Annotated in this window: 13 protein-coding genes and 1 pseudogene; 10 read left to right on the top strand and 4 right to left on the bottom strand. The window is 63.5% G+C overall.

Features of this window, described 5'->3' with window-relative positions:
- Positions 1-118: 118 nt before the first annotated feature.
- Positions 119-1,294 carry an MFS transporter gene (locus AC1RT2_RS15720; RefSeq protein WP_493103289.1) on the bottom strand — a complete coding sequence of 392 codons (1,176 nt, stop codon included), beginning with the start codon at positions 1,292-1,294 and terminating at the stop codon, positions 119-121.
- Between the two features lie 97 nt (positions 1,295-1,391).
- Here AC1RT2_RS15720 and AC1RT2_RS15715 point away from each other — a divergent pair, with 97 nt between their 5' ends.
- Positions 1,392-1,712, top strand: coding sequence for an ArsR/SmtB family transcription factor (locus AC1RT2_RS15715; protein ID WP_069063583.1), 321 nt, complete (start codon positions 1,392-1,394; stop codon positions 1,710-1,712).
- A gap of 80 nt (positions 1,713-1,792) precedes the next feature.
- On the opposite strand, the gene AC1RT2_RS15710 is transcribed toward AC1RT2_RS15715, so the two are convergent.
- Positions 1,793-1,915 (bottom strand): hypothetical protein, encoded by a 123-nt coding sequence (locus tag AC1RT2_RS15710; protein ID WP_493103286.1) that lies wholly within the window; start codon positions 1,913-1,915, stop codon positions 1,793-1,795.
- Positions 1,916-1,975: 60 nt separating this feature from the next.
- On the opposite strand from AC1RT2_RS15710, the pseudogene AC1RT2_RS15705 reads away from it, so the two are divergent.
- The 9 genes and pseudogenes from AC1RT2_RS15705 to AC1RT2_RS15665 form a co-directional block, all read left to right on the top strand.
- Positions 1,976-2,406, top strand: a pseudogene (locus AC1RT2_RS15705) (IS5 family transposase); the annotation flags it as partial.
- Positions 2,407-3,023: 617 nt separating this feature from the next.
- Positions 3,024-3,689, top strand: a complete 666-nt coding sequence (locus AC1RT2_RS15700; RefSeq protein WP_493103284.1) for a GntR family transcriptional regulator — start codon at positions 3,024-3,026, stop codon at positions 3,687-3,689.
- Entirely contained in the window at positions 3,686-4,546 is an 861-nt protein-coding gene (locus AC1RT2_RS15695) for an ABC transporter permease (RefSeq protein WP_493103282.1), read from the top strand. The genes AC1RT2_RS15700 and AC1RT2_RS15695 overlap by 4 nt, the downstream gene beginning before the upstream one ends.
- Positions 4,543-5,331: an ABC transporter permease gene (locus tag AC1RT2_RS15690; protein WP_069063587.1), complete on the top strand. Its 789-nt coding sequence runs from the start codon at positions 4,543-4,545 to the stop codon at positions 5,329-5,331. Before AC1RT2_RS15695 ends, AC1RT2_RS15690 begins: the two co-directional genes overlap by 4 nt.
- A 30-nt stretch (positions 5,332-5,361) precedes the next feature.
- Positions 5,362-6,390, top strand: coding sequence for an ABC transporter substrate-binding protein (locus AC1RT2_RS15685; RefSeq protein WP_493103279.1), 1,029 nt, complete (start codon positions 5,362-5,364; stop codon positions 6,388-6,390).
- 72 nt (positions 6,391-6,462) lie between these two features.
- Positions 6,463-7,584 (top strand): ABC transporter ATP-binding protein, encoded by a 1,122-nt coding sequence (locus AC1RT2_RS15680; RefSeq protein WP_493103277.1) that lies wholly within the window; start codon positions 6,463-6,465, stop codon positions 7,582-7,584.
- A 14-nt stretch (positions 7,585-7,598) separates the two neighbouring features.
- Complete coding sequence (locus AC1RT2_RS15675) at positions 7,599-8,294, top strand: RraA family protein (protein WP_493103275.1); 696 nt, start codon at positions 7,599-7,601, stop codon at positions 8,292-8,294.
- Positions 8,287-9,009 carry an HpcH/HpaI aldolase family protein gene (locus AC1RT2_RS15670; RefSeq protein ID WP_493103273.1) on the top strand — a complete coding sequence of 241 codons (723 nt, stop codon included), beginning with the start codon at positions 8,287-8,289 and terminating at the stop codon, positions 9,007-9,009. Before AC1RT2_RS15675 ends, AC1RT2_RS15670 begins: the two co-directional genes overlap by 8 nt.
- A 28-nt stretch (positions 9,010-9,037) precedes the next feature.
- Positions 9,038-10,654 (top strand): 5-guanidino-2-oxopentanoate decarboxylase, encoded by a 1,617-nt coding sequence (locus tag AC1RT2_RS15665; protein WP_493103271.1) that lies wholly within the window; start codon positions 9,038-9,040, stop codon positions 10,652-10,654.
- Between the two features lie 70 nt (positions 10,655-10,724).
- On the opposite strand, the gene AC1RT2_RS15660 is transcribed toward AC1RT2_RS15665, so the two are convergent.
- Positions 10,725-12,566: an aminopeptidase P family protein gene (locus tag AC1RT2_RS15660; RefSeq protein WP_493103269.1), complete on the bottom strand. Its 1,842-nt coding sequence runs from the start codon at positions 12,564-12,566 to the stop codon at positions 10,725-10,727.
- Positions 12,567-12,582: 16 nt separating this feature from the next.
- Complete coding sequence (locus AC1RT2_RS15655; protein WP_493103267.1) at positions 12,583-13,887, bottom strand: alpha/beta fold hydrolase; 1,305 nt, start codon at positions 13,885-13,887, stop codon at positions 12,583-12,585.
- Positions 13,888-13,892 lie beyond the last annotated feature (5 nt).

Genomic DNA, 13,892 nt, shown 5'->3' with positions numbered 1-13,892 from the left:
GATACTATTACCGACGCGAGGATTGGCAGCAAGATGAAACAGGAAGGACATTGCTGTCCCTCGGCCGTAACCGCTCATCCCTTTGGTGGTGCTGACCGGCGTTCTCTGCCTGGCAGGTTTATTCGTGCGTCCCGAACTTCCGCAACAAACCCGCCGTCGCCGAGAACAGGACAATCAGGATGCCATACCCCAGCGTCGTTAGCGTCAGGCCGAAGGCGCCGACGGCCATGCCGGCAAGCAGTGTCGGCAGGCCAAATGCGAGGTAGCTCAGCGTGAACAGAGAGGCGAAGAGTTCACCGCGCTCATCTGGTCGAACGGTCGGGACGATGGACCGCAACACACCGTAGAAGCAGGTGCCGAAGCCTGTCCCGGCAATGACGAGGGCCGCGAGATAGGCCGGCAAGGACTGCCAAGCGATCGCAGCAAGCGTCAACGTCGTGCCGATCGAGAGTGCGGAAGTTCCGTAAAGCGTCACCTGCCGCGAGGAATGGCCACGCGCGACGTAACAGGCGGCGGCTCCGGCAGCGCAGAGGAGCACGATGACGCTTGCCTGCGTCAGATGGTGTTCGGCCCCGAAGACGTGCCGGACGATCGGCGCGCCGAGCGAGAGATAGAGCCCGCCCGTCGCCCAGCCTGCGACAACAGCCGGCGCGCTGCGCCAGAATGCCTTGGCAGCCATAGCCGGCACGCCGATCCGTGGCCGAAGCGAGGCCCAGACGCCCTCATGCAGCGGCGCGCACTCGGGGATGAGCCAGATCACGGCTGCAAACAACAGATAGGCGGCGACCAGGGTACCGAACACATCCGCTTTCGCCATCTCGGTTACGTCCATCAATATGCCCGCCACGAGAGCCCCCATGGCAAGCCCGCCCAGTGGAATGACCGAGTTCCACACCGATGCGCTGCCGGGCCTGTCCTGCGGCTCGAGATCGACCACCGCCGCAGACAGCGCCGAGAGCAGCATCCCGGCCGCGATGCCTTGCAACACCCGCGCCACCATCAGGCCGGCCACGTCGCTCGCCTGCCAGAACAACAGCAGGCTCATCGCCATCAGCACAAAGCCCCCCGATATGACCGGCCGCCGGCCGACATGATCGGAGAGCGACCCTGTCACAAGCAAGGATGCGAGCAGAGCGACGGTATAGACGGCGAAGATACCGGTCAGCGTTGCCGCCGAAAAGCCGATCTCCTGCTGAAGCGCGGGATAGAAGGGTGAGGGCGCGCTGGCGCCGGCCATCATCATGGCCATTCCGGCAAGGGTAATGCGAAAGCCTGCGAGGCTGCGCAGAGGCATGGATTGCGTCGTATCCGTCACGGAACACCTGATAGTTCGAATAATTTCGAACCATTCTCTACTATCATTTTCGTGACGGTTCAACTAAATTCGAACCATGGCGCCCGATACCGACCTTCACCACCCTGCCCGCGACGATCTGCGGCTGACCGACGTCCTCTTCGCCTTGAGCGATCCGGAACGCCTGGCCATCGTGCGCCAGCTCGCCGACGGGCCGCTTGAAATGGCTCAATGCCATCTCTCCGACCCTTCGATGCCGAAATCGACCAAGTCGCATTTAATGAAGGTTTTGCGCGAGGCAGGCGTCATCCGCAATGAGCCGCTGGGCCGCGGCCGCCGCCTCAGCATACGCCACGAAGACCTCGAGGCGCGGTTCCCCGGATTGATCGGCTCGGTGCTGGCGGCGTCGCACCTCTAATCAGCTTTGTGACTCCGCTCGCGGCGGGGTGTCTATGAAGCCCTCCAGTTTAGTGATGTTCGCTATGACGTCCTCTAATTTCACCGGTCGCCAATGATCATTGCGGACATGCGACTGTAGTCACCTGAAAGCTTGCCGACCATCGCACGGGGCGGCATGAGCCGATAGTTTTTCCGCAGCGTTCTGTAGTCGATTTCCGCCATGGTCAGGATCCAATGATTGGATGTGCCCGATGTGGTTCAGGCTCCACAAGGAGACTGATCATGAGCGACCTTTGCTGGCTGGCAGAAAAGCAAATAGCACGACTTGCGCCGTGTTTTCCCAAGAGCCACGGCAAACCGCGTGTGGATAACCGCCGGATTCTGAGCGGGATCATCTTCGTCAACCGTAACGGCTTGCCCTGGCGGGATGCGCCCCGGGAATACAGACCGCACAAGACGCTGTACAACAGATGGAAACGGTAGAGCGAGATGGGCGTGTTTGGCCGAGTGATGGAGGGTCTTCCCGCCGGAAGCTCCGGCTCAAAGACTACCATGATTAATGCGACCTGTTTGAAAGCGCACCGCACGGCCTCGAGCCTGCGCGTAAAAAGGGGCGCTTGGACGGCTGATAGGACGCACGAAAGGCCGCATGAATACAAAGCTGCATGCCGTGGCCGATGCCAGGCAGACCGCTCAGCGTCTTCAAGTCGGCCAACCTGCCGAAGGGCGCGCGCAAGAGGTTCGGCAGGTTTCCAGCGGCCCTGGATGAAGGGCCCGTTGGCGTGGCCCATCGTGCGGAATCCCTCGATGCCATGACGTGCACCCATGCAATTCAGCCCTGTACCGCCGAAGGTCTGGTCGTCCTGCGCGACATCAATCATCGTGTTGTTGATACCGACATTGCCGAGGGCGGTCAGCCGCAACAGGCGCCCGCACTCGGCATCCTGCTTCCCGAAGTAATTGAGCGCGAGCGGCCGTGGTAGGGGCGCTCCGGCAGGATTGGGCTGAAGACTTCCTCACACTGGCGGCCGCATCGTCGCCGGCATCGAGGACCAGCGGGGGCAACGTGCGCAAACAGCCGGCAGTGCTCTCAGGCCGCACGCCGACCGCCATAACCTTTGCACCCTTGCCGCGGGCGTCATCGAAAAGCCCCTCAAGCAGTCGAAGTGCCGCTCGCTAACGACGGGCATATATCTGTGCCCGTTAATGTTCAGCAGCTGCTGTGACGTCCGTCAAAGCGCGTATTGACAGCAAATATTTCGATGATATTTTGAAAATATATTTTATGGAGTGACCGACCGTGCAGCCTGTCTCCAGCAAGAAAATGCGCTTGAGCGATGTCGCCTATCACGGGCTGCGAACCGCCATCATCAAGGCGGAACTGCTGCCGGGGTCACCGATCGACGAGAAGGAATGCATGGAACGGCTGGCGGTCGGCCGCACGCCGTTGCGCGAGGCGCTGCAACGACTGGCGCAAGAGGATCTGCTGCTGGCGGTCCCGCAGCGGGGCTACTTCGTTTCCTCAACCTCTGCGACCGATTTCTTCCAGCTTCAGGAGTTCCGCCTTCAGGCCGAAGTCTGGGCTGCACGGCTGGCCGCGACGCGTATCAGTGACGCGCAGCTCGATCGTTTTGCCGCTCTCATCGAAGAGGCGCGTGCCGGTGTCGCGGCCAAGCGCATGGAAATCGAATGGCATCTCGGTATCGACGAGGAGATGCACCGGCTGATCGCGGAAGCCTCCGGCAATACCTATCTCGTCCAGGCACTGACCCGCCTCTATGCGCTTTCGGTGCGCAGCCTCTATGTCTCCCGCATGCCCGTAGCGCTGCTTTTCGAAGACCTGAAGGACATGGTCGTGATCCACGAGGCGCTGGCGAGCGGCGATCCCGATAATGCCGAGGCTGCAATGCGGGCGCACCTCTCCGTCAGCGCGACGAACCTCATCCGGCCGGTCGAATCCTCTTCCCGCCAAGTGCGCGTGGAGACACGGAAATGACCGCCGCGCGCCGAGGCAACCTTCTGACACTGGCTCTTCTCGCCCCGTCCCTCCTCAGCGCAATCCTCCTGCTGGTCATCCCGATCCTCATCGTCATCGCCTTTTCCTTCGCCGAGCAGGATACCTATGGTGGCGCGAAATTCGGCTTCACGCTGGCGAGCTACCGCGAGCTCTTCCAGGCGATCTACCTGCCGATCTTCCTCAACTCGCTCCAGCTCGCCGCTCTCTCCACCGTCGTCTGCCTGCTGGTCGGCTATCCGATCGCCTATTTCATTGCGCTACGCGCCGGGCGTCATGCCGGGCTGTTGCTGGCGCTTCTCCTCATTCCGTTCTGGATCGATTTCATCGTGCGCATGTCGGCCTGGATGGTGCTGCTCGGCCGCAACGGCACGATCAACAGCGCGCTGCTCGGCCTCGGTTTTATCGAGCAGCCGATCCGCATGATCGGCACCTATCCGGCCGTGCTGGTCGGCATGCTCTACGCCTTCCTGCCGACGACCGTGCTGCCGATCCACGCCGCGCTGAACGGGCTCGACAAGCGGCTTCTCGAAGCGGCCGACGATCTCGGCGCCACGCCACTGCAATCCTTCTGGCGGGTGACGTTCCCGCTGTCGCTGCCCGGTGTGATGGCGGCAATCCTCTTCGTCTTCGTTCCGGCCATGGGCGTCTATGCCATTCCCGTCCTGCTCGGCGGCGGCAAGAGCATCATTCTCGGCAACCTGATCGTCCAGCTGTTCCTCGATTTCCGCAACATGCCGCTGGGTGCTGCCGTCTCGGTGGTGCTGCTGGTCATCTCGTCGGTGATCATCGTCTGCTACATGCGCGTGCTGCGCTCGGTCGAGGAGGCGCGGGCATGAAGAAGATCATCGGTCTCTACGTTCCCGCCGCCACGCTCATCGGCTACGTCTTCCTCTTCGCACCGCTGGTGGTGCTGGTGATCTACGCTTTCAATGCCGGCCGGACGACGGTGGTCTGGGAGGGCTTTTCGCTCGCCTGGTTCGCCGAAGCACTCAGTGATCGCGGGCTCCGTGCTGGCCTGAAGGTCAGCGTTATCGTTGCGATCGCCTCGGCAGCGCTCGCAACCGCCATCGGCACCAGTGCGGCACTCGCCGTGGTCAAGCGCCCCTTCGCTGGAAAAAACCTGTTTTCAACGCTGGTGATCGCGCCGCTCGTGCTGCCGGAAATCGTGCTCGCCGTCGGCCTGCTCGTCGCCACCGTCTGGACCGGCATTCCGCTCGGCTACGGCACGCTGATCGCCGGCCACGTGCTCGTGTCGATCCCGTTCAGCTTCCTCATCGTGCGGGCGGCCGCCTCCGGCCTCGATCCGCGCCTTGACGAGGCCGCGGCCGATCTCGGCGCCAATGGCAAGCAGGCCTTCCTGCGCGTGACGCTGCCGCTGCTGGCGCCTGCCATTCTCTCGGCGTTCCTGCTCTGCGCGGTGATCTCCTTCGACAATTTCGTCATCTCGACCTTCGTGTCGGGTGTCGGCACCACGCCGCTGCCGATCCAGATCTACGCCACCCTGAAGACCGGCCTGACGCCGAAGATCAACGCGCTCGGCGCGATGCTGATCGCCGTCAACGTACTCGTCATCCTCATCGTCATGGGTCGCTACCTCAAGACGGTCCGCAAGCCTTCATAAGATCATCAATCAAAAAAGGGGAATGCAACAATGAAAAACTGGAAGACCCTCTTCACCACCGCCAGCCTCATCGCCTTTGCGTCCGGCGCCTCGGCCGCCGAACTCAACATCTACGCCTGGTCCGGCGAAGTGCCGCAGGAAATCGTCGATGACTTCTCCAAGGAGACCGGCATCACGGTGACCTTCGATACCTACGATTCCAATGAAACGATGATGGCGAAGCTGTCCGCCGGTGCGACCGGCTACGACCTCATCGAACCGAGCCAGTACACCGTGCAGGTGCTCGCCAAACAGGGCCTGCTAAAAGAACTGGACCATGCCAAGATTCCCAACATCGGCAATCTCGGCGCCCCCTTCAAGGAGGTCTCCTTCGATCCGGGCCAGAAATGGTCGGTGCCCTATATCTGGGGCACGACGGGCTTCGCCTATAACGAGGATTGCGTAAAAACCCCGCCGACGAGCTGGAAGGCGTTGTGGGATCCGCAGTACGAAGGCCGGATCTACATGCTCGACAACATGCTGGCAGCCTATATCGCCGGTCTTCAGGTCAACGGCTTCGATGCCGGCACCACCAAGCCGGAAGAGATCGAAAAGGCGACCCAGTCGCTGATCGAGCAGAAGAAGGTGCTTGGCGGCTACAACAGCACGAACTACGGCGACCTGCTCGCATCGGGCGAGGCCTGCGTCGTGCAGGGCTGGAACGGCTCGATTGCCCAGGTCACCGCGACCAATCCGAAGGTGAAGTACGTCATTCCGGATGAAGGTGGATCGATGTGGATCGATGGTTTCGCCATTCCGACATCCTCGAAGAATGTCGAGGAAGCCTATAAGTTCATCGACTACATCATGCGGCCCGAAGTCGCCGCCAAGGCGGCCAACCTGTCGAAATCGGCGACGGTGATCGACAAGGCCAAAGCGCTGCTGCCGAAGGACGTGGTGGAGAATGCCGCGATCTACCCGCCGGAAGACAAGCTCATGAAAGCGGACTTCATCCTCGACGTCGGCGACGCCACAAAACTCTATCAGGACGGTTGGACCAAGGTGAAGACCGCGCAGTAACGCGTCGGATCATCGGCAGCCGGATGCAAACCACCGGCTGCCCTTTCCTTCCTCAGCGAGTTCCAGAACGATATGCCGCCTGACATCAAGACAGAGCCGGCCGGCGCAAGCCGTGCCGCCATCGAGCTGATCGATATCCGCAAGGCGTTCGGCACGGGCAGTGACACCGCCTATGCCGTCGACCGGATGAACCTCACCATCAAGGCGGGCGAATTCTTCACCTTCCTCGGTCCCTCCGGCTGCGGCAAGACGACGACACTGCGCATGATCGCCGGTTTCGAGGAGCCGACCTCTGGCCGCCTGCTGCTCGACGGCAAGGACGTGACCGGCGTGCCGGCCCACCAGCGCAACGTCAACACCGTGTTTCAGAGCTACGCACTCTTTCCGCATCTCAATGTCGGCGAGAATGTCGGGTTCGGCCTCTCGGTCAAGGGCGTTGCGAAGGGCGAGATTCGCGAGCGGGTAAAGGCAGCGCTCGACAGCGTACACATGGCGCACGCCATCGACCGCAAGCCCTCCGCACTTTCCGGCGGTCAGCAGCAGCGCATCGCGCTCGCCCGCGCATTGATCAACCGGCCCTCCGTGCTGTTGCTCGACGAACCGTTCGGTGCGCTCGACCTGAAGCTGCGCCGCGAGATGCAGATGGAGGTGAAGGAGATGCAGCGCCGTCTCGGCATCACTTTTATCTTCGTCACCCACGATCAGGAAGAGGCGCTGACCATGTCGGACCGCATCGCGGTGATGAACAATGGCGTCATCCAGCAGATCGATGGTCCGGTCGATCTCTACGAGCGGCCGACCAACCGCTTCACCGCCGGCTTCATCGGCGACATGAACCTCATCGAAGGCCGCGTTGCCGGACATAGCGGTGATCGTCTTGTGGTGGAAGCCGCCAGCAACAGGCTTGAGCTTCCGAACGAGCCGAGCTTGCGGCCCGGCGATCCCTGCACGCTCGCCATTCGCCCGGAGGCCTTGCATTTCGTCGATGGCGATGCCGGCGTGACCGTTCGCTTCTCCGGCACGGTTGGCGCCGCCGTCTATATCGGCACCGACACCGTCTGCAGCCTGGTGCTTGCCGATGACAGCCGCTTGCATGCCCGGGTGCGCAATGGCGGTGACCGGCCGACCTCGAACCCCGGAGAGCCAGGCATTCTCGCCTGCGCACCCTCCGCGATCAGACTTCTCACGCAATAGGATGCCCCTTCATCATGTCGATCAAATCCTACCGGATCGCCGATCCAGCGCCGCAACTCGATGCCGGCCTCATGGCCCGTTTCGCCCGCGTCGAGGCGGCGACCGTCGGCCACTACCTGCACGACCGCTTCATGCGCAATGATCTGCGTCCGCTGATCGATGGCGTGCGGGTGGCGGGCACGGCACAGACCGTCTCGATCCCCGGCCCCGATTCCACCCTGCTGTACCACGCGATGGACCGGGTGCGGCCCGGCGACATCCTGGTGATCGACCGGGCAGGCGACGAGCGCCACGCTGCCTGGGGCGGTTTCATGGCCGCCGTCGCCAAGGAGCGCAAGCTTGCCGCCGTGATCATCGACGGCATGATCACGGATCCAGCCGCCATCCGCGAGGCCGGCGTGCCAACCTGGGCGCGCGGCGTCTCGCCGATCACCACGAAGCTGCTCAATCTCGGCGGCGGCTACAACATTCCCGTCTCCTGCGGCGGCGTCACCGTCAATCCGGGCGATGCGATCCTTGCCGACGACTGCGGCATCCTCGTACTGCCGCCGGCCGAAGTGGCCGGCATTGCCGATATCGCACTGGCTGACCAGGAGGACGAGGGAAGCTGGGTGGCGCGCATCAATGCCGGCGGCACGTTGCAGGAACTGGTCGATATCGCCGGCATGATCGCCGAGCGGCAGAAGAAGGATGGAGCCTCCCATGGCTGATACACTCAAAAACCTCGCTGTCTGGCTCTCGACCCCGCACCAGGCGATGATCGAAATCGCCCACGACATCGGCTACCGCCACATCGTGCTCGACATTGAGCATGGCCTGTTCGACGTCGAAGCGCTGGACCGCATCCTGGCGCTCGGCAAGGCGCTCGGCATGACCATGCATGCCAAGGTGCTCGGGCCGGAAGCGATCCCAATCCAACAGGCACTCGACATGGGCGCCGACAGCGTCTTCATCCCCCATATCGGCGATGTCGAGCATGCGCGCCGCGTGACCGCCTCGGCCAAGTATCCGACGCTCGGCACGCGCAGTTTTTCTGGCACCCGCCCCGCCCGCTATGGCGGCGTGAAGCCGGAATATTACGACAATGAGAACGCCAAGACACGCTGCTATCCGATGATCGAATCCGCTGCCGCTCTCAAGGATGTCGAAGCCATTCTCGCGCTTCCCACCGTTGACGGCCTTTTCGTCGGCCCAAGCGATCTTTCGCTTGATTCCGGCCGCGGCGCCTATCGCAACACGGATGCCGACAAGGCCGACCTCCGCAAGATCGCCGAGGCCGCCCAAAAGGCCGGCAAGCCGTGGATCATGCCCGCCTGGTCCCGCCCCGAGCGCGCCTTTGCGCAGGAACTCGGCGCGAGCCTGATGGTGGTGGCCGATGAATACGGCTCGATTTGGACCGGCCTCGAAGACGCAGCGAAACCCTGAAAACCAATTTTTCCGAACGGATTCCATTATGAACGAGACCATTTCCTGCGGCAGCCGCCTGATGCAGATCCTGAAGGCCTATGGCGTCGATACCGTCTTCGGCATGCCTGGCGTACACACGCTCGAAGCCTATCGTGGCATGGATGCCGCCGGCATCCGCCATATCGGCGTGCGTCATGAACAGGGCGCCGGCTTCATGGCCGATGGTTACGCCCGCATGTCGGGCAAGCCCGGCGTCTGCGTGCTGATCTCCGGCCCGGGCGTCACCAATGCCGCGACCCCGATCGGCCAGGCCTATTCCGACAGCGTGCCGATGCTGGTCATCACCTCCGTCGCAGCCAACAAGGACCTCGGCATGGGTCGCGGCACGCTGCACGAGATCACTGACCAGTCGGCCGTCACACGTCCCCTCACCGCCTTCTCCGAAACCGCCACCAATCCCGAACAGGTGCGCGAATATATCGCCCGCGCCTTCGCCCTCTTCGAAAGCGGCCGTCCGCGCCCGGTGCATGTCTCGATCCCGCTCGACGTGTTCAAGGCGCCCGACGACAAGCCGGCAAGCCGGCGCACCACCGCGCGCCGCCGCGCACCCGATGCCGCGCAGGTCGAGGCGGCAGCCGCCATCCTCAACGCGGCGAAACGGCCAGTCATCCTTGCCGGCGGCGGCGCGGTTTCCGCGTCCGCCGAGGTCCGGGCGCTGGCGGAAAAGATCGGCGCAGCCGTGGTTCCGACCATTGCGGCCAAGGGCATGCTGCCGGACGACCACCCGCTCGCCCTGGAGGTGACGGTGGATCGCGGCGCCACCCAGGCCTTCGTGCGCGATGCCGATGCAGTGCTGCTCATCGGTACCGAGCTTGCTGAACCCGACATCTGGCTCGATGGCCCGCTGCCGATGAACGGCAAGCTCATCCGCATCGACATCGACCCCGCGACGCTGGTGCGCGACTATGATGTGGACGTCGCCATGGAGGCGGACGCGAAACTGGCCGTGGCAGCGATCGCCGAAATGGTCTCGCCAGCCAAGGGTTTTAAAGACAGCAACGCCATCGCCGAGCTGCGCGCCACCGAGCGCGACGGGCTGACGCCGCTCGAGCAAAAACATGTCCGTGTGCTCGACAGCCTGCGCAACGCCATTCCCGACGACGGCGTCATCTATACCGACATGACGCAACTCGCCTATACCGGCTATGCCTTCTATCGTAGCGCCCTGCCCCGCACCTGGCACTTTCCGGCAGGCTTCGGCACGCTCGGCTATGCACTCCCGGCGGCGATCGGCGGCAAGATTGCCAGCCCCCAAACGCCGGTCGCCGTCATCGTCGGCGACGGCGGCTTCCAGTTCACGCTACAGGAACTCGGCACGGCGGTGGAAAACAAGCTGCCGCTCGCCATCATCCTGTGGAACAATGACAGTCTCGCCCAGATCCGCGACGGCATGATCATTCGCGATATCCCGACCATCGGCGTCAACCAGCACAATCCGGATTTCGTCAAGCTCGCCGAAGCCTATGGCTGCCGGACAGCAGAACCCACGAGTTTCGACGAACTGGAAGAAGCGGTCAAATCCGCCTTCGCCGCGGACGGCCCAACGCTCATCCACCTGCGTGAAAGCGCCCCGTTCCTTGGGACGGGCCAGACACCGGCCTGAGCGAGGTTGGGATGGCCGCGTGAAAGCCGGGATTGCTGGAAAACAACGGACGGCCGTCGTCCTTGTTTTCTCAGCAGTCCGAAACTTTCTCATGGTGGGCAGCTCGTCTCAGGCGGCGCTGCTCATCGATGGATTGTGTCTGACTTAGGAGCCATGGCAGGGCGCCAGCGCCGACACGGGTTTTTAGCTGAGCGTGAACACGGGCGTGGTAACGATCGAGGAAGGCACATTCGGCGGGGCTCAACGTGTCGAGATCGACCATCGCAAGGTCGATGGGCACGAGCGTGAGCGAGACGAAGCGGCAGAAGCCGTCTCCGTCGGCGATGACCTCCACCTGGTTTTCGATGCGCATGCCGAAGGCGCCTTCCTTGTAGTAGCCGGGCTCCACCGTCATGATGTTGCCAGGCACAAGGCCGTGAAGGTTCGGTTTTCGGTCGAAGCGGTGCGGATATTCGTGCACGAGCAGATTGTGCCCCACGCCGTGGCCGGTTCCGTGATCGTAGTCGAGGCCTTGTTCCCACAGTGCCCGACGCGCGAAAGCATCAAGTTGATGGCCCTGGGTTCCCGTCGGGAACCGCACCGACATCATCGACAGGAAGCCCTTCAGGACGGCCGTGTAGGCTAGCCGCATCTCGGGGCTCGGGGCGCCGAGCATCAGCGTTCGCGTCAGGTCGGTAGTGCCGTTCAGATATTGTCCGCCGGAATCCACCAGATAGGGCGTGGCGGTGTCGATTGCAGCATCGGTTTCCGGCCGCGCTGCATAGTGGCACATGGCCGCATTGGCGCCAGCGGCGGAAATCGTGCGAAAGCTCGGCTCGATGAATCCGGCCCGCTCCTGCCGGAAGGCGAGCAGCTGCGCCTCGGCCTCAAGCTCGGTCAATGGCGTTGCAGTACCCTGGCGTACCGGCACCTCACTCGTGACCCAGGCCAGAAATTCGATAACGGCGATGCCGTCTTCGAGATGGCAATCGCGGTATCCCTGGAGTTCGGCCGGCGTCTTCGCCGCCTTGGCAAGCGTGATCGGGCTTGTCTGCGCCGCCAGTCTGCCACCAGAACCAAGGACGCAGGCACGGACCGCCTGCGGCGCGAAATCTGCGTCGATGAGCGCCGTCCTATCAGCGACCGTTTCCGCTAGGCGGCCGAGAAACTGCTCCGGCGGCGAGAGCGTCACGTCGGCGAGTTCGTAGGCGTCGAGGTCGTTGCCGAGCTTGCGCCGGTCGACGAACCATTCCAGCCGGTTGTCCGCGTCGAGCAGCAGGAAGGAATGTGGCACGGGGTTCATCGGCACATCGGAGCCGCGCACGTTGAGAAGCCAGGCGATGTTGTCAGGTAGAGTCTCCACCAGCAGGTCCGCGCCACGCTCTCGCAAGCCTTCGGAAATGCGCGCCCGCTTGTCGGCCGCCGTTTCCCCGGCAACCTGCGGCGGCATCGCGCGGATCGCGCCGAGCGGGCGGGCGGGACGGTCGCGCCATATGGCATCGAAGGGATCGTCGTGGAGCGCCACCAGCTCCGCGCCCGCTGCCGCGCATCCGGTTGCCAGCCGGTCGTACAGGTTGCCTGCGATCAGCATGGTATCGATGCCGATGCGCCAGCCCGGGCGGGCATGGATTTTCAGCCAGCGGTCGAGCGGATCGTCGTGCAGATGGCGCACGTGGAACAACACCGGATCGACCTCCTGCCGCACCTGGACCTGATAGCGGCCATCCACGAAGATCAGTGCGCTGTCCTCAAGCACGAGTGCCAGGCCCGCCGAGCCGGAGAAGCCGCTCAGATAGTGCAGGCAATCATCGCGCGGGGCGGTCACTTCGCTCTGGTGGGCGTCCGTGCGCGGCACGATCAGCCCGTCCAGGCCGGACGCAGCCAGCCAGCCGCGCAGCGCCGCCAGAACCGGCGCACGGTCGTTTGTCGTCATGATATGCGTCTTTCCCTTACCGGTCCGCGCTCAGCGGCCCGCCCTTTTCGGCCACCAATGCGACAAGCCGATCAAAGACCGCGCCCGACTGGCGAATGCCGTCATGCTCGAATTCGTTGGTGATCCAGAAATCCAGGTTGCCGACGGCGCGTGCCGTCTGAAGCGACAGCCCGGCATCGACATACATGTCGTCATGATAGATCGCCGCCGAAACCGGAACCGTATTGGCCGCAAGCCGGTCCTTGTCGTAGAGCCGGCTGTGGCGCGGACGGCGGGCGAGTGCCTCTGCGGCAGCGCGGAACGGCCGCAATAGGGCAGTCTCCTCGAACATCGACGGATAGATCATTTCGCCGGTGAAAAGCAGCGGTCGCGCCTTAACGTCAAACTCGGGGAACTCGCCGAGCAGGCGTTCCGCCGACCAGGCCGTGTCGCCCTCGCCCTCACCGTAGATCGCCTCGTGGATCGCGGCAAACAGCGGATTGCCATGATAGGCGGTCAGGTGCATGACGGAAGCGAGGAACTGGTCGGACAGGCGGTCGCCGGCCGCGCCGGCAAAGGCTTCCTCGACCAGCCAGTGAATGTTCTCGAAGCCCGGCCCCATGCCCAAGTCAAGGCCGAGGCTCTGGAAGCGTCGCACGGTCAGGCGGTCGCCATCGGGCAGCAGCACCGCGTTGGCATCGATGAAATCGGCGATGCGCGCCACCAGCGCCTCGTCCTCCGGATATCGCTTGTAGAAAATGTCGTTCTTGGCACGCACGCGCGGGTAGGTATGGCGATAGACCGCGTCGGCCGATGGGTCGAGGCTCGGTATGCCGCCGGCAATATAACAGGCCGAAAGAGCCTCCGGCGCGCGGCTCAGATAGGTGAGCGTGAGGAAGCCGCCATAGCTCTGGCCGAGCGTCTGCCAGCGCTTGCCCCCGAAGCTGGTCTTGCGCAGGTGCTCGAGGTCGTCGACGATGGAATCGGCCCGGAAACATGCAAGATAGTCGGCTCCAGCCTCGCCGTCGAAACCCGCGATCGCCGCCGCATCGACCGGTGTTGATCGGCCGGTGCCGCGCTGGTCGGGCAGGATGACGCGATGCGTCTTCAACGCCTTGTGCAGCCAGGGCGGGCCACCGCGCGTCGGCCGCGGCGACTTGCCGCCCGGCCCGCCTTGCAGGAAGCAGAGCAGCGGCAGCACTTCGTCCTTGCGAGCAGGATCGACCACCTCGCGGGCAAAAACCTCGATGGTTTTGCCGTCCGGCACCGCCCAGTCGAGCGGGACGGTGACGACGTGGTCGCGGATATGCAGGCCGGGAATGGTGTATTCGGAGACGATCATGGGAA

Source organism: Shinella sp. GW821-FHT11G07 (assembly GCF_058808115.1).
Note: the sequence above shows the minus strand (reverse complement) of the source record. Positions and strands in the feature narration are given on the sequence as shown.

Bases quoted from the DNA above. Each gene is read 5' to 3' on its own strand.
- AC1RT2_RS15685 (WP_493103279.1), top strand. From the start codon at position 5,362: ATGAAAAACTGGAAGACCCTCTTCACCACCGCCAGCCTCATCGCCTTT.
- AC1RT2_RS15690 (WP_069063587.1), top strand. From the start codon at position 4,543: ATGAAGAAGATCATCGGTCTCTACGTTCCCGCCGCCACGCTCATCGGC.
- AC1RT2_RS15670 (WP_493103273.1), top strand. From the start codon at position 8,287: ATGGCTGATACACTCAAAAACCTCGCTGTCTGGCTCTCGACCCCGCAC.
- AC1RT2_RS15680 (WP_493103277.1), top strand. From the start codon at position 6,463: ATGCCGCCTGACATCAAGACAGAGCCGGCCGGCGCAAGCCGTGCCGCC.
- AC1RT2_RS15665 (WP_493103271.1), top strand. From the start codon at position 9,038: ATGAACGAGACCATTTCCTGCGGCAGCCGCCTGATGCAGATCCTGAAG.
- AC1RT2_RS15655 (WP_493103267.1), bottom strand. From the start codon at position 13,887: ATGATCGTCTCCGAATACACCATTCCCGGCCTGCATATCCGCGACCAC.
- AC1RT2_RS15720 (WP_493103289.1), bottom strand. From the start codon at position 1,294: ATGCCTCTGCGCAGCCTCGCAGGCTTTCGCATTACCCTTGCCGGAATG.
- AC1RT2_RS15675 (WP_493103275.1), top strand. From the start codon at position 7,599: ATGTCGATCAAATCCTACCGGATCGCCGATCCAGCGCCGCAACTCGAT.
- AC1RT2_RS15695 (WP_493103282.1), top strand. From the start codon at position 3,686: ATGACCGCCGCGCGCCGAGGCAACCTTCTGACACTGGCTCTTCTCGCC.
- AC1RT2_RS15710 (WP_493103286.1), bottom strand. From the start codon at position 1,915: ATGGCGGAAATCGACTACAGAACGCTGCGGAAAAACTATCGGCTCATG.
- AC1RT2_RS15715 (WP_069063583.1), top strand. From the start codon at position 1,392: ATGGCGCCCGATACCGACCTTCACCACCCTGCCCGCGACGATCTGCGG.
- AC1RT2_RS15660 (WP_493103269.1), bottom strand. From the start codon at position 12,566: ATGACGACAAACGACCGTGCGCCGGTTCTGGCGGCGCTGCGCGGCTGG.